This window comes from Amycolatopsis sp. 505, assembly GCF_031625235.1.
Taxonomy (GTDB): domain Bacteria; phylum Actinomycetota; class Actinomycetes; order Mycobacteriales; family Pseudonocardiaceae; genus Amycolatopsis.
The window spans coordinates 438023-456845 of sequence record NZ_JACKQP010000008.1 but is presented as its reverse complement, the minus strand read 5'-3'; the positions used below and the strand labels follow the sequence as shown (position 1 = coordinate 456845).

Here is an 18823-nt window from a genome sequence, read left to right as displayed (position 1 = left end):
ATGGGTGATCAGAAGCGCGAGCTGCCGCCTGTCCCGGACCGGCTCCCGGTGTCGGTGGTGGACGCGCACACCCATCTCGACGCGTGCGGCGCGGTCACCGCGGCCGATGTCACGGCCATGGTCGACCGCGCCGAGCGCGCCGGCGTCGCCCGCGTCGTCACGGTCGCGGACGACCTCGCGTCGGCCCGCTGGGCCGCGGAGGCCGCCGGCTGGGACCGTCGCGTCTGGGCCGCCGTCGCGATCCACCCGACCCGGACCAAGGAGTTCGGCGAGGCCGAGAAGGCCGAGATCGAGCGGCTGGCCGGGCACGAGCGGGTGGTCGCCGTCGGCGAGACCGGCCTCGACTACTACTGGGACTACTCGCCGCACGACGCCCAGCAGGAGGCGTTCCGCTGGCACATCGACCTCGCGAAGCGGCTGGACAAGCCGCTGATGATCCACGACCGCGAGGCCCACGACGACGTATTGCGCATCCTGGCCGAAGAGGGTGCGCCGAATGCCGTAATTTTCCATTGTTTCTCCGGGGACGCGGAAATGGCCCGCAAGTGCGTCGACGCGGGCTTTGTCCTTTCCTTCGCGGGCACGGTGACGTTCAAGAACGCGAAGGGGCTTCACGAGGCGGCCCGGCTCTGCCCGCCGGGGCAGTACCTCGTCGAGACCGACGCGCCGTTTCTGACCCCCCACCCGTTCCGTGGGCGGCCGAACGAGCCGTTCGGCGCCGCTTACACCGTCCGTCACCTCGCGGCGCTCAGGGGCGAAGCTGTCCACGAAGTCGCCGAAGCGGTCCGGACCACCGCCGAGCGGGTCTACCGACTCCCCAGTGTCACAACGGGTTGAACGCATTGCGACAACAGGGTTCCCGGCTCGTCCACCTGATGGAGTGACCCAGATCACGACACTCCGGGGGGTGTTTGCGCAACCCGCCGCGACCCGTTACTGTCCCGTGATCGTGCCGGTCGGACCTGCGCTCAGCAGTTGCCGATCGTCACGCCCAGTCGTAGAGACGGCGCCCCCGACCGTCGTCTCGTGAAAGGGAACGATCCCCGGTGACAGGTAGCAGACAGGCTGGAGCGCGCTCCGCCGTCCTCGAACGCGGTCATTTCGAGGACACCGCGTACGGCCAGCTCGACTTCTCCGACGACCCGAACATCACGCAGCAGGACATCCTCGCCGCGCTCGGCCCCGATGCCGACGCGATGATGGCCGAGATCGACGTCGACGTCGACGAACTGATCCGCCTCATCAACGCCGAGACGACGTACCTGCCGCCGATCGTCATCCCGGACGGCCTCGAGGAGGACCGCACCGCTTCCCCCGAAGCGCGCCGTGCGGCTCTGGACGAGGGCCTCCGCCAGACCACCAAGGTCTGGAAGCGCCGGTTCCTCAAGGGTGCCGTCCTCAGCGTCATGATCAGCGTCGCCGGCGGCGGCGCGGCCGCGCTGGCGATGAACAAGAGCATCACCGTCGACGTCGACGGCCACCAGCAGACCGTGCACTCCTTCGGCGGCACCGTCGGCGAGGTGCTCGAGGACGCGGGCCTGTCCGTCGGCGAGCACGACTCGCTCTCGCCCTCCCCGCAGGCGGAGGTCGGCGACGGCGGCGTCATCAAGCTCGAGCGCGGCCGCCAGCTGAAGCTGATCGTCGACGGCGCCGAGCGCACCTCCTGGGTCCGCGCGACCCACCTCGGCGACGCGCTGAGCCAGCTCGGGATGACCGAGATGGACAAGGCCGGCACCTGGATGTCAATGCCGAAGAGCGGCGAGCTGCCGCTGCAGGGCGCGACCGTCGAGATCAAGACGCTCAAGAACATCACCCTGTACGACGGCGGCAACGCGCCGAAGCAGGTCAAGACCACGGCCGTGACGACGAAGGAGTTCCTGGGCGAGTACAAGCTCACCCTGGGCCCGGAGGACCAGGCCGAGGGCGGCCTGGACGTCAAGCTGACCGACGGCGCCGAGGTGCACATCAGCCGCACCGGCGTCTCGACGGTCGTCCAGAAGGAGTCCATCGACCCGCCCGAGCAGCGCGTCGACGACCCGAACCTCGCCAAGGGCAAGACGCAGGTCGAGGACCCCGGCACGCCGGGTGAGAAGGAAGTGACCTACAAGGTCACGCAGAAGAACGGCAAAGAGGTCGGCCGGGAGAGCATCTCCGAGAAGGTCATCACCCAGCCGAAGCCGAAGATCGTCCACGTCGGCACCAAGGAAGCCCCGGCCCCGAACATCGGCGACGGCTCCGCGTGGGACCGCATCGCGCAGTGCGAGTCGGGCGGCAACTGGTCCATCAACACCGGCAACGGCTACTACGGCGGCCTCCAGTTCGACAAGCGCACGTGGGACGCCTACGGCGGCGACCAGTACGCGAACCTGCCGAGCCAGGCTTCGCGCGAGCAGCAGATCGCGGTCGCGGAGAAGGTCCGCGACGCCCGCGGCGGCTACAGCGCCTGGCCGGTCTGCGGCAAGAAGGCCTGAGTACCGCTTCGAACCGGCCCCCGTCCCTCCCCGGACGGGGGCCGTTTCGCGTGTCGACCCGCCAATCACGCGTGTCGGCTCTCCAATCACGCGTGTCGTCCCCCCAATCACGCGAGATGCGCCTCTGATCACGCGAATTCCGGGTTCAAGTAGGCTCCAGCGGTGGTTGAACTGCTGGGACCGGCCGAAATCCGTGCGCTGGCGGCCGAACTCGACGTGCGGCCGACCAAGAAGCTCGGGCAGAACTTCGTGCACGACCCCAACACCGTCCGGCGGATCGTCGAGCTGGCGAACGTCACGCCCGACGACGTCGTCCTCGAGGTCGGGCCCGGCCTCGGGTCCCTGACCCTCGGGCTGCTCGCCACCGGCGCCCGGGTGGTCGCCGTCGAGATCGACCCCAAGCTCGCCGAACGGCTGCCCAAGACCGTCGCCGAACGCGGGCCCGAGGCCGCGGGGAACCTCACCGTCGTCGGGGCGGACGCCCTGCGCGTCACCCGCGAACAACTGGGCGAGCCGACCGCTCTCGTCGCCAACCTGCCCTACAACGTCGCCGTGCCCGTCGTGCTGCACCTCCTGGCCGAGGTGCCCTCCCTCCGGACCGGTCTCGTCATGGTGCAGACCGAGGTCGCCGACCGGATGGCCGCCGGCCCCGGCAGCCGGATCTACGGCGTGCCCAGCGTCAAGCTCGCCTGGTACGGCCCCGCACGCAAGGTCGCCGCCGTGCCACGCTCGGTGTTCTGGCCGGTGCCGAACGTCGATTCCGCGCTCGTCGCCTTCGAGCGGGCCGACGCGACGGCGTCCGACGACCGGGACGTCCTCTTCGGCCTGGTGGACGCCGCTTTCTCACAACGCAGGAAGACGCTCCGGGCCGCGCTCGCGGGCTGGGCGGGCTCGGCCGAGCGCGCCGGCGAACTCCTGACGGCGGCCGGGATCGACCCCAGGACCCGTGGCGAGCAGCTGGATGTGCACGACTTCGCCCGCATCGCCGCCGCGCGCTAGCGGCTCCACAGTGGAGGCGTGAAAATACGCCCGCCAAGCCCGTGATCCCGCGATTCGGACACCTCCACTCGTGTGATCTGGGCCAACGGGCTTGCTTTCGCTCCTCGGGATCGGTTTTACTCAATACGTCCATCCCGAGCGACTGAGAGACCTGGCTCGCCGAAGTCGCAGCAACCACCCTCCACAGGGCAGGTGCTACCGCCAGGACCGATGGAGGCCGTTTTCGATGAAGAGGGTAGCCCGCCCCCTGCTCCTGACCAGGCGTCGCGTTGTCGACGAAGGCCGCCGCTCCGTGACCGCATGTCGACGCTCCCACTGAGCTAGTCCGAGCCGGTCCACCTCTTCTTCATGCACCGTCCGAACAGGACGGAACTCGCTTGCGGCCGGGTGCTGCGCGCTGCCTGCACCCCGTTTTCTGGAGCCTTCGTGATCACCGTCGAAAACCTGTCCAAAACCTTTGCCACCAACGGAAACTCCGTCGTCGCGCTGCGGGACGTGAGCGTCGACGTCCAGGCAGGCTCGCTGTTCGGCGTGGTCGGTCCCGCCGGGTCGGGCAAGTCCGTCCTCGCCCGGTGCATCGCCCTGCAGGAGCGCCCCGACCGCGGTGTCGTCCGCCTCGACGGCCTCAACACCGGCACCCTCGACGGCCGCCGCCTCCGCGAAATCCGCCGTCAGCTCGGCGTCGTTTCCACGAAGCCGGAGCTGATCGCCGAGCGCACCATCGCCGGCAACATCGCTTCCCCGCTCGAGCAGCTCGGCGTCGACGGCCCGCAGCGCCGCAGCCGGGTCGGCTCGCTGCTCGACCTCGTCGGCCTGACCCAGCGCGCCACGCAGCGGCCCGGTGAGCTGTCCGCCGGGCAGCTGCGCCGCGTCGCGGTCGCGAAGGCGCTGGCGGCGGCCCCGGCCGTGCTGCTCGCCGACGACCCGACCGCCGGCGTCGACCCGGAGGAGGCCGGCGCGGTGCTCGCCGTCCTCGACCGGGCGCGCTCCGAGCTGGGCACCACGATCGTCGTCACGACGCCGGACGCGGGCGTGGTCCGCCGGGTCTGCGACGACGTCGCGGTGCTGGAGGACGGCACGGTCGTCGAGCGCGGCACGGTGCTCGACCTGATCTCGAACCCGGCCAGCCGCACCGCCCAGGCGCTGCTGCCGGCCATCGAGACGACCCGCTCGCAGGCGGCGCGCTACGACCGCTCGGCCGACGTCGTGCTGGTCGGTTTCGCTTCGGTGGGCGCGCTGCTGCCCGAGGCCGCCGGCCGCTTCGACGTCGAGTTCGCCACCATCGGCGGCGGCCTGACCCGCATCGGTGACACGCCGGTCGGCCGGTTCCGCCTGGGTGTCCGCGGCGAGCGGGCCGACGCGGCGCTGGCCTGGGTCGCCGAGCGCGGCGGGCACGTGACGCAGACCGCGCGCAGCCCGCAGGGTGTGGCGGCTGCCTGAGCTTTCCACCGGGAACGCCCCGATGCGCAGGTCGCATCGGGGCGTTTCCGCGGGCACGTAGGCTGGTCGGGTGCTCGCTGTAGTTCCGCCCCCAGTCACCGTCCGGGTCCCGGCCAAGGTCAACCTGCACCTTTCGGTCGACGACCTGCGGGAAGACGGTTACCACGAGCTGGTCACCGTGTTCCAGGCGCTGTCGCTGACCGACGAGGTGACCGTCGCGGTCACCGAAGAGCCCGGCATCGAGGTCTACGGCGAGGGGGAGGGCTCGGTCCCGATCGGCCCCGAAAACCTGGCCTGGCGGGCCGTCGAGGCGCTCGCGGCGCACGTCGGGCGCACCGGTGAGCCGAAGGTCCGGGTGGTGCTGCGCAAGGGCATCCCGGTCGCGGGCGGCATGGCGGGCGGCAGCGCCGACGCCGCGGCGACACTGGTCGGACTCGCTTCGCTGTGGGGGCTCGACGTCACCCGCGACGAACTCGCCGAAATCGCCGCCGGCCTGGGCAGCGACGTCCCGTTCGCGCTCTACGGCGGCACCGCGCTGGGCACCGGCCGCGGCGAACAGCTCGTCCCGGTGCTGTCGCGGCACACGTTCCACTGGGTGCTGGCTTTCGCCGCCGAGGGGCTGTCGACGCCGAAGGTGTTCGGCGAACTCGACCGCCTGCGCGCGGCGGGCAACCCGCCCCGGATCGGCTCGCACACGCCGGTCGTCGAGGCGCTGGCCTCGGGCGACCCGCGCCAGCTGGCCTTGCTGCTGGGCAACGACCTCCAGGCGGCCGCGGTCTCGCTGCGGCCCGACCTGCGCCGCACGCTCCGGGCGGGCGTGAACGCGGGCGCGCTCGCGGGCACGGTGTCCGGTTCCGGCCCGACGTGCGCGTTCCTCTGCGAAGACGCGCAGTCGGCGGTGGAGGTCGCGGCCGAGCTGTCGGGCGCCGGCGTCTGCCGCACGGTCCGCGTGGCCCACGGCCCGGTCCCCGGCGCCCGGGTGGTCGGCGGGGACGACGCGCCGCGCCCGGCGCCGCCGCGGGTGCACGCATGAAGCACGCCGAGTTCGCGTTCCCCGGCCCGCTGCGCGACAAGCTGGTCGCGGCGATCCTGGCCGGGGAGAAGACGACGACCTCGGCCCTGCTCGCGGAATACGAACACGACGGCGAAGCGTTGCCCTTCGTGGGTGAGCGAGAGCTGGTGCTCGACTCCGCCGGCACCGGGGTGGCGGTCATCGAAACGGTCGAGGTACGTGTCCTGCCACTGTCCGCAGTGGACATCGAGCACGCGCTCGGCGAGGGCGAGGGTTTCGCGAGCGTTGCCGAGTGGCGCGCGGAGCACACGAAGTTCTGGCAGAGCGCGGAAGTGCGCGCCGCCCTGGAGAACCCGGAATTCACCGTGGACGACACGACTCAGGTCGTGGCGACCCGGTTCGTCATTGTGGAAAGGATCGGCTGAGCGGATGGCCAACCTGGTCAACCTGGAGGCGGTGAGCAAGTCCTACGGGGTTCGCCCGCTGCTGGACGGCGTTTCCCTCGGCATCGCGGCCGGGCAGCGCATCGGCGTCGTCGGCCTCAACGGGGGCGGCAAGACCACGCTGCTGGAAGTCCTTTCCGGACTCGCCGAGCCGGATTCAGGGCGGGTGAGCCATGTTCGCGATCTGCGGATGGCCGTGGTCACCCAACGCACGGAACTCCCGGACGGCAGCACGGTCGGCGACGTCGTGCTCGAACGCTACGGCGCCGAGCACGAATGGGCCGCCGACGCCCGTGTCCGGTCCATTGTGGACGGCCTGGGTATCACGGCGATCGGTCTGGACACCCCGACGGCGAACCTGTCCGGCGGCGAGCGGCGCCGGGTCTCCCTGGCCGCCGCGCTGACCGGCGAGCTCGACCTGATCGTGCTCGACGAGCCGACCAACCACCTGGACGTCGAAGGTGTCCGCTGGCTCGCCGACCACCTGCTGGCCCGGAAGGTCGCCGTCGTGGTCGTCACGCACGACCGGTGGTTCCTCGACACCGTCGCGACCCTGACGTGGGAGGTCGCGAACGGCCGCGTCGAGCAGTACGAAGGTGGTTACGCCGACTGGATCTTCGCGCGCGCCGAGCGGGCGCGGCTGGCCGCGACGGCCGAGGAGAAGCGGCAGAACCTGGCCCGCAAGGAGCTGGCGTGGCTGCGCCGCGGCCCGCAGGCGCGCTCGTCGAAGCCGCGCTACCGCGTCGAGGCGGCCGAAGCGCTGATCGCCGACGTCCCGCCGCCGCGCGACTCCGTCGAGCTGCAGGCGTTCGCGAAGCGGCGGCTCGGGAAAACCGTGCTGGAGCTGGAAGACACGACGTACGCGGTGGGTGACCGGACGCTGCTCGACCACGTCACCTGGCGGATCGGCCCGGGCGACCGGATCGGCCTGGTCGGCGTCAACGGCTCGGGCAAGACGTCGCTGCTGAAGCTGCTCGGCGGCGATGTCGAGGGCTCGACGGGTCGCCGGATCGAGGGCAAGACGGTCGCGCTCGCGCACCTGCGCCAGGAGCTCGACGACCTGCCCGGCGACCTGCGCGTGCTGCAGGCGATCGAGCAGGTCGCCGGGCGCGTGGTGTTCGGCAAGCAGGAGATGACGGCGTCGCAGCTGGGCGAGAAGCTCGGCTTCCCGGCGGCCCGCCAGTGGACCCCGGTCGAGGACCTCTCGGGCGGCGAGCGCCGCCGGTTGCAGCTGTGCCGGCTGTTGATGGCCGAGCCGAACGTGCTGCTCCTCGACGAGCCGACGAACGACCTGGACATCGACACGCTCCAGCAGCTGGAGGACCTCCTCGACGGCTGGCCGGGCACGATGGTCGTGGTCTCCCACGACCGCTACCTGGTGGAGCGGGTGTGCGACACGATCGTCGCGCTGTTCGGCGACGGCCGGATCACCCACCTCCCGGGCGGAATCGAGGAGTACCTGAACCGCCGCGCTCTCGCCAAGGAACCGGCGGCCGCGGCGGCGCCGACGGCGGAGAAGGCGGAGGCGAAGAAGTCGGCGGCCGACCTGCGCGCGGCCCAGAAGGAACTCGGCCGGCTGGAGCGCAAGCTCGACCAGCTGCACGCGAAGGAGGAGAAGCTCCACGCAGCCCTGCTGGCGGCGGCGACGGACCCGGCGAAGCTGATGGAGCTGAACGCCGAGCTCAAGGGCGTCCAGGGCGAGATCGAGGACGTCGAGGGCCGCTGGCTGGAGACGTCCGAGCTGCTGGAGTGACCAGCGTGCTCGGCCCGATCGACGAGGACCGCCACCCTGGCCTCGTCGTCGTCCGGCTGCGCGGGCAGCACCAGGTGGACCGCCGGCTTCGAGGCCTCGTTTCCGCGTTGCTCGGCGGATGTTGACGTCCAGACAGTAATGTTCCCGCTATGAGCAGGTTCGTGGACACGCTCGTCGCCACCGCGACGAAGCGGGGGCAGCAGCGCGGCATGGTCACCGGGGAGCCGAAGGAGCCGGTCCGGCGGACCTGGGCCGAGGTGCACGCCGAGGCGCGGCGGATCGCCGGTGGCCTGGTGGCCGGCGGGTTCGAACGCGGGGGCGCGGTCGCCGTGCTGGCCGCCGCGCCGGTGCTGATCGCGCCGACCGTGCAGGCCGTCTGGCTGGCCGGCGGCAGCGTCACCATGCTGCACCAGCCGACCCCGCGCACCGACCTCGCCGAGTGGGCCGAGGACACCGTGCGGGTGCTCGGCATGATCGGCTCCGACCTGGTGCTGCTGGGGGAGCCCTTCGACCAGCTCGCGCCCGTGCTGGAGCAGAAGGGCATCGGGTTCAAGCTCATCACCGAGCTCGCCGCGGCCGAGCCGCTCGCCGACGTCGTCCCCACCGACGAGGGCGACACCGCGCTCCTGCAGCTCACCAGCGGCTCGACCGCCGATCCCAAGGCCGTGCGGATCACCTACGGGAACCTGTACTCCAACGTCAAGGCCATGGTCGAGCGCGCCGAGTTCGACTTCGACGTCGACGTGATGGTGTCGTGGCTGCCGACGTTCCACGACATGGGCATGGTCGGCTTCCTGACCGTGCCGATGACCTTCGGCGTCGAGCTGGTCAAGATCACGCCGGTCGAGTTCCTCTCGGGGCCGTTGATCTGGCCGGAACTGATCACCAAATACCACGGCACGACGACGGCGGCGCCGAACTTCGCGTACGCCATCGTCGGGCGCCGGATGGCCCGTGTCGACGAGGACGACGCCTACGACCTCTCGACGCTGCGCATCGCGCTGAACGGCGCCGAGCCGATCGACGAGACCGCCGTCCAGACCTTTGTGGACGCCGGCGCCCGGTTCAAGATGCCCGCCGAGTGCGTCTTCCCGGCCTACGGCATGGCGGAGGCGACGCTCGCGGTGTCGTTCGCGCCGCTGTTCACCGGCCTCACCCTGGACGTCGTCGAAGCCGACGCGCTGGAGGCGGACAACCGCGCGGTGCCGGTGCTGGAGGGCGACCCGCGGCGCGGCACCGACAGCGTCCGGTCGTTCGCGCTGCTCGGCCGGCCCCTCGACGGACTGGAGGCGGAGATCGTCGACGAGTCGGGCGCGCGGCTGGGCGAGCGCGAGGTCGGCGAGATCCGGCTGCGCGGCGAGGCCGTGACCCCGGGCTACCTGACCATGGACGGCCCGCTCGCGACGCAGGACGACGACGGGTGGCTGAACACCGGCGACCTCGGCTACCTGGTGGACGGCCAGATCGTCATCTGCGGCCGCCGCAAGGACGTCATCATCATGGGCGGCCGCAACCTGTACCCGACGGACATCGAGCGCGCGGCGACGTCGGTCGAGGGCGTGCGGGCGGGCAACGCGGTGGCGGTCCGGCTGGACGCGGGCAGCCGTCGCGAGCGGTTCGCGGTGGTCGTGGAGTCGAAGCTGGCGGGCGACGCCGAGGCCGAGAAGAACCTGATGAAGCAGGTGTCGGCCCGGGTCCGCGACGCGGTGGACATGCGGCCGTACGCGGTGGTGGTGCTCCCGGCGGGCAGCCTCCCGAAGACGCCGTCGGGCAAGGTCAAGCGCGCGGCGACGGCCCAGCAGTTCGCGGACAAGATCTCGAAGAACGCCGACGCCTGACGGGCTCCGGCGGCGGGCCTCGACGACCCGCCGCCGGCCAGGTCAGCGCTGCTGGACGCGCACCGCGCGGAGGGTCGGCGGGGCGGCGCGCTCGGTGGTGGCTTCGGGCGCCGTGCGGGCGCCGGGGAGGTCCGGGGCCTGGCCGGTGCGGGCGGCGAGCTGGTCCTCGACCGCGTCGAGGAACTCGTCGACTTCGCGCTCGTCGTAGCCGCGCTTGCCGATCAGCGGCTTCGCGAACATCACGTGGTGCACTTCGGCGGCGGTCAGGTCGTCTTCGTCGGCAAGGGTCTTGGCGATCCGCCGGACGAACGCGTCGACCTCGTGCTTCGCGTAACCACGGCGGCCGATCGGGGCGTTACCGAAGGTGACCGCGGCGAGGTCTTCGGCGGTGAACGACATGGAACTCTCCGATTCCGGGGTCGGCGGGTGCGAAACTCCCGTACACCGTCCTAACCGGTGGACACGCTCCCCGGAAGGGCCTGCCCCCAACCTCACCCCCACGGGCAGCCGCGCGCCCGCCTTCGGGTGAGTTTGCGCTACCGAGCGCTGTGTGGCGCCCCTCACACGAGGGTCAGCTGCGCCCGAACCACTTCCGCGTGCCCTGTGGGCGCTGCGGCTCCTCGACGACTGCCGGCTTCGGGTTCCGCAGCTCGACCAGCGCCGCCTCGGCCTCGTCCAGGAACAGGTCGACCTGGGCCTGGTCGTAGCTGCGCATGCCGACCGGCATGATCGTGAACTCGACGTAGTGGATGTCGTCCGGCGTGAGGATGTTCCGCCCGGCCAGTGCCTCGGCGATGAGGTCGAGGAACGCGTCCACCTCGTCCTCGTTGTAGCCGCGCCGGCCGAAGCGGGGTTTGCCGAAAGCGATCGCCCGGACTTCGTCGGGGGTCATGGCTTCACCTTGCCACCCATGTCAGCCCGCGTGGAAGGTGTTCTGCGCGGCCGCGAGACCGGTGCTGATCAGCGCCTCGGTCGCGTCCGCGCACCGGTCCACCTCCAGCGGGAGTTCCTTGCGCTCGACCGTCGAAAAGTCCTTCAGCACGAAGTCCGCCGGGTCCTGGCGGCCGGGCGGGCGGCCGATGCCGAACCGCACCCGGTAGTAGTCGCGGGTGCCCAGGGACTTCGTGATCGAGCGGAGGCCGTTGTGGCCGTTGTCGCCGCCACCCAGCTTCAGCTTCAGCGCGCCGAAGTCGACGTCGAGCTCGTCGTGCACCACCACGATGCCGGACGGCTCGACCTTGTAGAACCGCGCCGCGCCGACCACCGGCCCGCCGGAGAGGTTCATGTACGAGCGCGGCTTCACCAGCACCACGCGGCGCCCGGCCAGGCGGCCTTCCAGCACCTCGCCGCCGGTCTTGTGCGCCTTGAACTTGCCGCCGACGCGGGCGGCGAGCTCGTCCAGCACCATGAACCCGACGTTGTGCCGGTTTCCGGCGTACTGGGGTCCAGGATTGCCGAGGCCGGCGAGCAATACCAGCTCGCCGGCCCCGGGCAGGTCTTCCGTCATACAGCGATGTTATTCGGCGGCTTCGGCCGACTCTTCGCCAGCTTCGGCCTCTTCGTCGGCCTCTTCACGCTGCGGCTCGTTGACCGACACGACCAGCGACTCCGGGTCGGTGACCAGGGTCGCGCCCTGCGGCAGCTGGACCTGGCCGGCCAGGATCTGGGTGCCGACCTCGAGGCCCTCGATCGAGACCTCGACCTGCTCCGGGATGTGCAGCGCCTCGACCTCGACCTGCAGGGTGTCGACGTCCTGGTTGACCAGGCCGCCCGGGCCGGGGGTGCCGGTCACGACGACGGGGACGTCGACGGTGACCTTCTCGCCGCGCTTGACGACCAGCAGGTCGACGTGCTCGATGTAGTTCTTCAGCGGGTGCACCACGATGGTCTTGGTCAGGGCCAGCTCGCTGGAGCCCTCCAGGTCCAGGGTGATGACGGCGTTCGAGCCGTTCTCCCGCACGACGCGGGCGAACTCGATCGCCGGCAGCGCGAAGTGCCGCGGGTCCGACCCGTGGCCGTAGAGGACGGCGGGGATCTTGCCGGCGCGACGCGTGCGGCGCGCGGCGCCCTTGCCGAACTCGGTGCGCGGCTCGACGGACAGACGTACCTCGGACACGGTGTTGCACTCCTTCAAATCAAAGACAGCATGCTGCGGCGGGGGAAGCCGATGTGTGTTCTGTTCAAGGAAGTTTCGGCGGCGAGTTTCCGGGCGTGCACGACGACGGGGGCTACTCGAGCCGCCGCGTCGATCACGCCGGGCACCCCAGAAGGGCCCCGCCTCGCCGAGACAACCTCAAGAGTGTAAACCAACCTCATCACGGTGGGTTGCGGCGGGTGCCCGGCCCAGGCTAGAACCCTCCTGGAACCCCGGTACGTGACGACACAAATCCGGTGGCGGGACGACGCCGGCCGAGGTGTGCTCGGGTAGCGGGAGAGCAGGGGGCGGGAAATGCGCGCTCGGTGGAGCAAAGTGGCGGCGGTGCTGCTGCTGGGTGGGCTGCTGGCGGGCTGCCAGGTGGCCGTGGCCGGCACCGCCGGTGTCTCCGCGGCCGACCAGGCGACGGCCGACCGGCGCGCGGAGCAGCGCACGGCGGTCGACGCGGCCCTGACCGCGCTGGGCCAGGCGCCCGCGATCGCGCTGAAGGCCACGGTGAAGGGCGCCGAGCAGCAGTTCCGGATCACCCGCGGCGGCTACGCCGTCGGCGCGCTGCCGCTGGAAGGCCGGTTCGTCCAGGTGACGGCCGCCGCGAGCCAGTTCTACCTGCAGGCCGACGCCGACTACTGGAAGGCGCACGCGATCGACGAGGGCACGCAGTTCGGCACGAATTGGGTGCGTTCGCTCGGCTCCGAGCTGCCCTTCGACCCGGCGGCCCGGTTCGCGCCGCCGGCGCTGGCCGAAGGGCTGCGCAAGGCGCTGGCCGGGCTCGACCGGATGGGCGAGCCGGTCAAGGCCAAGCTGCCCGACGGCACCGAGGTCTACCAGCTCGGCGCCGCGCCGAGCGTCCTGCGCGTCACGACGGCCAAGCCGAACCGGGTCGTCAGCTTCGCCCCGACGCTGCTCGACCCGCAGAACGGCCCGAAGTACGGCGCCGAGTTCGGCGTCACCGCGCTCACCGGGGAGGCGGTCAAGGCGTTCCACACCGACCTTGACGCCGCCGTCGGCGGGCTGGGGCAGCCGTTCGAAGGGCTGGTGCAGGCCAGCGCCGTCGTCACCAACGACAAGCTCGACTGCAAGGACTTCGTCGGCTCCTGCACGACGACGGTCGACGTCTCCAACAGCGTCGTCGGCACGCCGGCGTCCGGGGAGAAGAGCGTCGTGCACATCACCCTGTCGGTCGAGGTCAGCGCCGAGTCGCTCGGGGCGCAGACGTGCACGGCGGCCGGGGACGCGGAGCCGTACAAGACGATCCAGCTGTCGTGCGCGGTGAAGTTCAAGCTGCCCAACCGCACGGCCAGCTACCAGGTGCTGTCGAAGCCGAACGCGACGGCGGAGGTCCGCGCGGGTCTCGACGTCAACGCCGTGAAACAGCGGGTGGCCACCGAGTTCGCGGGCCTCGGCGGCTGACCTGGACACCTACCCCCAGGTGTGTTGCTTCCGTTGAAGTAGGTGATCTTCCGTTCCTAGCATCGGCTGCGAACAGCCGAGAGGAAACGGAGAAACAGCCATGGCCAAGCTGGTCATTTTCGGGGCGACGGGGTACGCCGGGGGCAGGATCGGCGCCGAGGCGCTGCGTCGCGGCCACGAGGTGGCCGGCGTCGCGCGGCACGCCGGCTCGGTGCCCGAGGGCGTCGACGAACACCAGGGTTCGCTGCACGACGAGGAGTTCGTGGCGAGCTTGGCGAAGGACGCGGACGTGTTCGTGGTCGCCACCCCGGCCCGGGAGCTCGACGGCAAGAAGCTGATCGAGGCGGTCCCGGCCCTGGCCCGCATCGCGAGCGAGAACGGCGTCCGGCTGTCGTTCGTCGGCGGCGCGGCGAGCCTGCACGTGGCCGAAGGCGGCCCGCGGTTGTTCGACACTCGTGAGTTCCCGGCCGAGTACAAGGACGAGGCGGGCAACCACGCCGAGGTCCTCGGCCTGCTGCGCGAGCAGCCCGAGGGGGTCGACTGGTTCTACGTCAGCCCCGCCGCCGAGTTCGGCGCGTGGACGCCGGGCGAGCGCCGCGGCGAGTACCGGATCGGCGGCGACGTCCTGGTGACCGACGAAAACGGCCGGTCCCACATCGGCGGCGACGACTTCGCGATCGCCTACGTCGACGAGATCGAGCGGCCGAAGCACCGCCGCGCGCGCTTCACCGTCGCCTACTGACCGCGCTCTCAGTGCCGCGAATGACTCATTCGGGACCTCCGAGGTCCCCAATGAGTCATTCGCGACACCGGTGGCACGCTCCCGCGCGGAACCTCAGGCGTTGCCGTCGAAGAGGGACGTCACCGAGCCGTCCTCGAAGACCTGCTGGATCGCCTCGGCCAGCATCGGCGCGATCGACAGCACGGTCAGCCCCGGGAACCGCTTCTCCTCCGGGATCGGCAGCGAGTTCGTGACGATGACCTCGCGCGCCTTGCACGACGACAGCCGCTGGGTGGCCGGGTCGGACAGGATGCCGTGGGTCGTCGCGATGACGACGTCCGCCGCGCCCTCTTCGATCAGGGCCTCGGTCGCCTTCACGATCGTGCCGCCCGTGTCGATCATGTCGTCGATCAGCACGCAGAGCTTGCCCTCGACCTTGCCGACCACGCGGTTGGCCACCGCCTGGTTGGGCTTGTCCGGGTCACGCGTCTTGTGGATGAACGCGATCGGGCGGTCGCCCAGCTGGGCGGCCCACTTCTCGGCCAGCCGCACGCGGCCCGAGTCCGGGGAGACGACCGTGATGTCCGCGTCGCCGTAGGTGGCCTTGATGTGGTCGGCCAGCACGGTCTGCGCCATCAGGTGGTCGACCGGGCCGTCGAAGAAGCCCTGGATCTGCGCGGTGTGCAGGTCGACCGTCATGATCCGGTCGGCGCCCGCGGTCTTGAACAGGTCCGCGATCAGCCGCGCCGAGATCGGCTCGCGGCCCTTGTGCTTCTTGTCCTGGCGCGCGTACGGGTAGAACGGCATCACGACGGTGATCCGCTTCGCGCTCGCCCGCTTGAGCGCGTCCACCATGATCAGCTGCTCCATCACGAACTCGTTGATGGGCGTGGTGTGCGCCTGGATGACGAAGGCGTCGGTCCCGCGGACGGACTCCTCGAACCGGACGAACAGCTCCCCGTTGGCGAAGGTGTGCGCCGTCTGCGGGGTGATCGTGACGTTGAGGTGCTGGGCCACCTCTTCGGCGAGCTCCTGGTGCGCGCGTCCGGAGAAGAGCATCAGGTTCTTCTTCGGCGTCCCTTGCTTCGGACTCATGCTGGCGACTCCCCGTCGGTTCCTGCTGCTGAATCGGCGTCGAGGGCGGCCTGGGCCGCCTCCGCCGCGGGCGTACCCGGCCGGCGCCGGATCGCCCAGCCTTCGATGTTGCGCTGCGGCGGCGCCGACACCGCGAGTGTGCCTGGCGGGACGTCTTCGCGGATCACGGCACCCGCACCACTGTAAGCGCCGTCACCGATGTGCACCGGGGCGACGAAGGTGTTGTCCGCGCCCAACCGGACATACGACCCGATAACGGTCCGGTGCTTGTTCACGCCGTCGTAGTTCACGAACACGCTGGAGCAACCGATGTTGCTGTGCTCACCGATCGTGGCGTCACCCACGTAGGTCAGGTGGGGGACCTTCGTCCCGGCGCCGATGTCGGCCGCCTTCGTCTCGACGAACGCGCCCAGCTTCGCCTTGACGCCCAGCTTCGTGCCTGGGCGCAGGTAGGTGAACGGGCCGACGTTGACGCCGTCGCCGAGTTCGGAGTCCGAGCCGTGCACGCGGACCACCGAAGCGCCCGCACCGATCGTGACGTTCGTCAGCGTGCTGTCCGGGCCGACCGTGCTGCCCTCGCCGACCGAGGTCGTGCCCTTCAGCTGCACGCCGGGCTCGATGACGACGTCACGGGCCAGGGTCACGCCGGCGTCGATCCAGGTCGTGGCCGGGTCGGTGATGGTGACGCCTTCGCGCTGCCAGCGCTGCACGATCCGGCGGTTGAGCTCGGCGCCGAGCACCGACAGCTGCACCCGGTCGTTGACGCCTTCGGTCAGCCACGGGTCGTCGACGACCAGCGCGCCGACGTGGAGGCCGTCGCCGTTCGCGATGCCGAGGACGTCGGTCAGGTAGAGCTCGCCCTGGGCGTTGTCGGTCGAGAGGCGCGAGAGGCCGTCGCGCAGCACGGCGGCGTCGAAGGCGTAGACGCCCGAGTTGATCTCGGTGATCTCGGCCTGCTCCGGGGTGGCGTCCTTGTGCTCGACGATCCCGGTGACCTTGCCCGCGCTGTCGCGCACGATCCGGCCGTAGCCGGTCGGGTCGGCGACGACCGAGGTGAGCACGGTGACGGCGTTCTTCGCCTCGGTGTGCTCGTCGAGCAGCGCGCCGAGGGTGGCGGTGTCGAGCAGCGGGACGTCGCCGTAGCTGACGATCACCGTGCCGGTGACGTCGGCGGGGAGGGTGGCGAGCGCGCAGGACACGGCGTGGCCGGTGCCCTTCTGCTCGGCCTGCACCGCGGTGCCGACCGGGCGGCCGAGGGCTTCGCCGACCGCGCTCAGCCGTTCGCCGACCGCTTCCCGGCCGTGCCCGATGACCACCACGAGGTGTTCGGGGTTCAGGCCGGCGGCGGCCCGGACGGCGTGCTCGACGAGGGGCCGCCCGGCGATCGGGTGCAGCACCTTCGGCGTCGAGGAACGCATGCGGGTGCCCTCACCCGCGGCGAGGATCAACGTGCTCAGCGGGCCGGTCAACGGCGCTCCCAACGGTTACCAAAAGATGGCTTCTGTCGGGCACCGATCCTAACTGTGCTCTTCGGCGTCCCACGCGGGGTCGGTAGGAGGGGCCTCGCTGGCCCATGCCGCGGCGGGGTCGGCGGCCATCGAGTTCGCCGACGCCACTTGGTTGCCGCCACCGCGTTTGGCCTGGTACATCGCCGCATCCGCACGCGCCAGGACCTGCTCGCCGCGTTCCTGCGGCCGCAGCGAGACGAGCCCGATCGACAGCGTCACGCCGTGCGAAAGGTGGTGCGGCAGGTTCGAGACGGACTTCACGGCCCGCCCGAGCGCCATCTTCGCCGCAGAGGCCGGCGTGCCCGGAAGCAGGACGATGAACTCGTCGCCGCCGTAGCGGGCCACCAGGTCGTCGCCGCGCAAGGCGTCACGAAGCGTGCTCGCCACCACACGCAGCACGTTGTCGCCTTCCGCGTGCGACTGCTTGTCGTTGACGCCCTTGAAGCCGTCCAGGTCGACCAGCGCCACCGCCAGCGGCTGCGCGTCCGCCGACGACGCGAGCTGGCGCAGCTTCTCGTCCAGCGCGCGCCGGTTGGGCAGGCCGGTGAGCGGGTCCTGCAGCGCCTGCTGGGTGATCGCGCCGTGCTCGGCGGACAGGCGTTCGTGCTCGCGGCGGGCGTTCAGCGTGGCGATCTGCGACTCGCGCAGGCTCCACATCTCCGACTCCAGGCGCCGCGCGTAGTCGATCAGCGACTCGCCGGCGCCGGAGCCCGGGCTCGTGTCCAGCCGGGCCAGCTCGCGGGCGATGTTCAGCCGCATCGACGGCTGGGAGGTGTCGTCCGAGATCGACTGGCGGGTCTCGCGCAGGACCGAGAGGGCCTCGTCGCGGCGGCCCTCCCTGTCCAGGCAGCGCGCCAGCGCGATCGCGACGATCTCGCGGTCGTGCCCGAACGCGCGCTCGGTGTAGAGGTTCTGCAGCCGCTCGACGTGCTCGCCGCCCGGCTGGTTCAGCGCCGGCGCCGCGGCCAGGACGCCGACCTGGTCGATCGCGTCGACGTTCGCCTTGCGCGGGAACAGCGACTCGGCGAACGGCCCTTCGGCGGCCGCCCCCATCGACGCCGCCGTGCGGAACTTCTCGGCGCTCTCGTCGTACTCGTCGATGCGCTCCAGCCGCAGGCCCCAGCCGAGCAGCATCTTGATCCGGTTGATCAGCTGCAGGGCGATGTCGTGCGGGCTCGCGCTCTCGCGGATCGCCGCCGCGGCCCGGCCGATCACCTCTTCGGCCGCCTCGTAGACGCCGAGCTGGTTGAGCACCAGCCAGCAGTCGATCAGCGTCGAGGAGAGCAGCCGGTTCCAGTTGCGCAGCCCGACCTGGCGGTCCGGGATGGTCGAGTCGTCGAGGATGGCCAGCGCCCGGGCGATCTCGGTGAGCGCGGCGTCCTCCTGCGCGGCGATCACGAGCCGGCGCCCGCGCAGGGCGTGCGCGTCGGCCCGGAGCAGGGCGATGCCGTGGCGCCGGGTGTGCGCGAGCATCTCGTCGAGCCGGGGCTCGGCCTCCGCGGCCAGGCCCTTCGTGGCCAGCCGGGCGAGGGCGGACGAGCGCAGCAGCTGGGCCACGAGCAGGGGCTCGCCGCGCCGCTGGGTCTCGTCGAGCAGCTCGTCCATCATCGCGACGATCTCGAGCTGCTGGGTGTACTCGTGCCGCTGGACCGCGGCGTTCAGCTCCCGCGCGCGCCCGACGATCCAGGCGTCGGACATCTCGGCCAGCGCGGGCCGCCTGGCCATCACCGGGTCGGTCGCCTCGTCGGTCAGCGCCAACCTCCCGGTGTCGTGGGTTTCCGGTTCCTCTGCTGCTCCGCCGCCAGGATTCGAACCTGAACTGTCAGAACCAAAATCTGAAGTGCTGCCGATTACACTACGGCGGATCGATCCTGGTCAGGATAGCGACGATCGGGTGTCGTCCGCGCGGGGGATGCGTTAGGCGCCCGGCGGCCGGGTACCCGCTCCTCGGGACAGGTGTGTGGCTTCAGGCACTCCC

The 18823-nt window shown here is 71.1% G+C and carries 18 protein-coding genes, 1 tRNA gene and 1 riboswitch; of the genes, 11 read left to right on the top strand and 8 right to left on the bottom strand.

Annotation, left to right across the window (positions count from 1 at the left end):
- From H5965_RS30030 to H5965_RS29990, 9 genes are all read left to right on the top strand, one after another.
- Entirely contained in the window at positions 1 to 837 is an 837-nt protein-coding gene (locus tag H5965_RS30030) for a TatD family hydrolase (RefSeq protein WP_310973897.1), read from the top strand.
- Between the two features lie 209 nt (positions 838 to 1046).
- Positions 1047 to 2471 carry a transglycosylase family protein gene (locus H5965_RS30025; protein ID WP_310973896.1) on the top strand — a complete coding sequence of 475 codons (1425 nt, stop codon included), beginning with the start codon at positions 1047 to 1049 and terminating at the stop codon, positions 2469 to 2471.
- A gap of 162 nt (positions 2472 to 2633) precedes the next feature.
- Positions 2634 to 3470 carry a 16S rRNA (adenine(1518)-N(6)/adenine(1519)-N(6))-dimethyltransferase RsmA gene (rsmA, locus tag H5965_RS30020; protein ID WP_310973894.1) on the top strand — a complete coding sequence of 279 codons (837 nt, stop codon included), beginning with the start codon at positions 2634 to 2636 and terminating at the stop codon, positions 3468 to 3470.
- A 126-nt stretch (positions 3471 to 3596) separates the two neighbouring features.
- Positions 3597 to 3687: riboswitch (SAM riboswitch) on the top strand.
- 209 nt (positions 3688 to 3896) lie between these two features.
- Positions 3897 to 4910 (top strand): ATP-binding cassette domain-containing protein, encoded by a 1014-nt coding sequence (locus H5965_RS30015; protein WP_310973892.1) that lies wholly within the window; start codon positions 3897 to 3899, stop codon positions 4908 to 4910.
- 70 nt (positions 4911 to 4980) lie between these two features.
- Positions 4981 to 5943: a 4-(cytidine 5'-diphospho)-2-C-methyl-D-erythritol kinase gene (locus H5965_RS30010; RefSeq protein WP_310973891.1), complete on the top strand. Its 963-nt coding sequence runs from the start codon at positions 4981 to 4983 to the stop codon at positions 5941 to 5943.
- Entirely contained in the window at positions 5940 to 6347 is a 408-nt protein-coding gene (locus H5965_RS30005) for an ASCH domain-containing protein (protein WP_310973890.1), read from the top strand. The genes H5965_RS30010 and H5965_RS30005 overlap by 4 nt, the downstream gene beginning before the upstream one ends.
- Before the next feature lie 4 nt (positions 6348 to 6351).
- Complete coding sequence (locus tag H5965_RS30000; RefSeq protein ID WP_310973888.1) at positions 6352 to 8118, top strand: ABC-F family ATP-binding cassette domain-containing protein; 1767 nt, start codon at positions 6352 to 6354, stop codon at positions 8116 to 8118.
- Positions 8115 to 8243 carry a hypothetical protein gene (locus H5965_RS29995; protein ID WP_310973886.1) on the top strand — a complete coding sequence of 43 codons (129 nt, stop codon included), beginning with the start codon at positions 8115 to 8117 and terminating at the stop codon, positions 8241 to 8243. Before H5965_RS30000 ends, H5965_RS29995 begins: the two co-directional genes overlap by 4 nt.
- Positions 8244 to 8267: 24 nt before the next feature.
- Positions 8268 to 9956: a fatty acyl-AMP ligase gene (locus H5965_RS29990; protein WP_310973884.1), complete on the top strand. Its 1689-nt coding sequence runs from the start codon at positions 8268 to 8270 to the stop codon at positions 9954 to 9956.
- A gap of 42 nt (positions 9957 to 9998) precedes the next feature.
- Here H5965_RS29990 and H5965_RS29985 read toward each other — a convergent pair whose 3' ends face one another.
- The 4 genes from H5965_RS29985 to H5965_RS29970 form a co-directional block, all read right to left on the bottom strand.
- Positions 9999 to 10355, bottom strand: a complete 357-nt coding sequence (locus H5965_RS29985; RefSeq protein WP_310973882.1) for a DivIVA domain-containing protein — start codon at positions 10353 to 10355, stop codon at positions 9999 to 10001.
- Between the two features lie 172 nt (positions 10356 to 10527).
- On the bottom strand, positions 10528 to 10848 hold the full coding sequence (locus tag H5965_RS29980; RefSeq protein ID WP_310973881.1) for a DivIVA domain-containing protein: 321 nt from the start codon (positions 10846 to 10848) through the stop codon (positions 10528 to 10530).
- 21 nt (positions 10849 to 10869) lie between these two features.
- Entirely contained in the window at positions 10870 to 11463 is a 594-nt protein-coding gene (gene pth, locus H5965_RS29975; RefSeq protein WP_310973879.1) for an aminoacyl-tRNA hydrolase, read from the bottom strand.
- Positions 11464 to 11472: 9 nt separating this feature from the next.
- Entirely contained in the window at positions 11473 to 12072 is a 600-nt protein-coding gene (locus H5965_RS29970) for a 50S ribosomal protein L25/general stress protein Ctc (RefSeq protein ID WP_310973878.1), read from the bottom strand.
- 354 nt (positions 12073 to 12426) lie between these two features.
- Between H5965_RS29970 and H5965_RS29965 the strand changes: the two genes are divergently transcribed.
- Together H5965_RS29965 and H5965_RS29960 are read left to right on the top strand one after the other, a co-directional pair.
- Positions 12427 to 13521 (top strand): hypothetical protein, encoded by a 1095-nt coding sequence (locus H5965_RS29965; RefSeq protein ID WP_310974199.1) that lies wholly within the window; start codon positions 12427 to 12429, stop codon positions 13519 to 13521.
- A gap of 100 nt (positions 13522 to 13621) precedes the next feature.
- A complete protein-coding gene (locus H5965_RS29960) occupies positions 13622 to 14263 on the top strand; it encodes an NAD(P)H-binding protein (RefSeq protein ID WP_310973876.1) in 642 nt (213 codons plus the stop codon).
- Positions 14264 to 14356: 93 nt separating this feature from the next.
- Here the strand turns inward: H5965_RS29960 and H5965_RS29955 are convergent, their stop codons facing one another.
- From H5965_RS29955 to H5965_RS29940, 4 genes are all read right to left on the bottom strand, one after another.
- The gene (locus H5965_RS29955) at positions 14357 to 15337 is read right to left on the bottom strand and encodes a ribose-phosphate diphosphokinase (protein ID WP_310973874.1); all 981 of its coding nucleotides are present in this window, start codon (positions 15335 to 15337) and stop codon (positions 14357 to 14359) included.
- On the bottom strand, positions 15334 to 16806 hold the full coding sequence (gene glmU / locus H5965_RS29950) for a bifunctional UDP-N-acetylglucosamine diphosphorylase/glucosamine-1-phosphate N-acetyltransferase GlmU (RefSeq protein ID WP_310973873.1): 1473 nt from the start codon (positions 16804 to 16806) through the stop codon (positions 15334 to 15336). The genes H5965_RS29955 and glmU overlap by 4 nt, the downstream gene beginning before the upstream one ends.
- Before the next feature lie 48 nt (positions 16807 to 16854).
- Complete coding sequence (locus H5965_RS29945; RefSeq protein WP_310973872.1) at positions 16855 to 18603, bottom strand: GGDEF domain-containing protein; 1749 nt, start codon at positions 18601 to 18603, stop codon at positions 16855 to 16857.
- A 35-nt stretch (positions 18604 to 18638) separates the two neighbouring features.
- Positions 18639 to 18710: transfer RNA gene (locus H5965_RS29940), tRNA-Gln, on the bottom strand.
- Between the last annotated feature and the right edge of the window lie 113 nt (positions 18711 to 18823).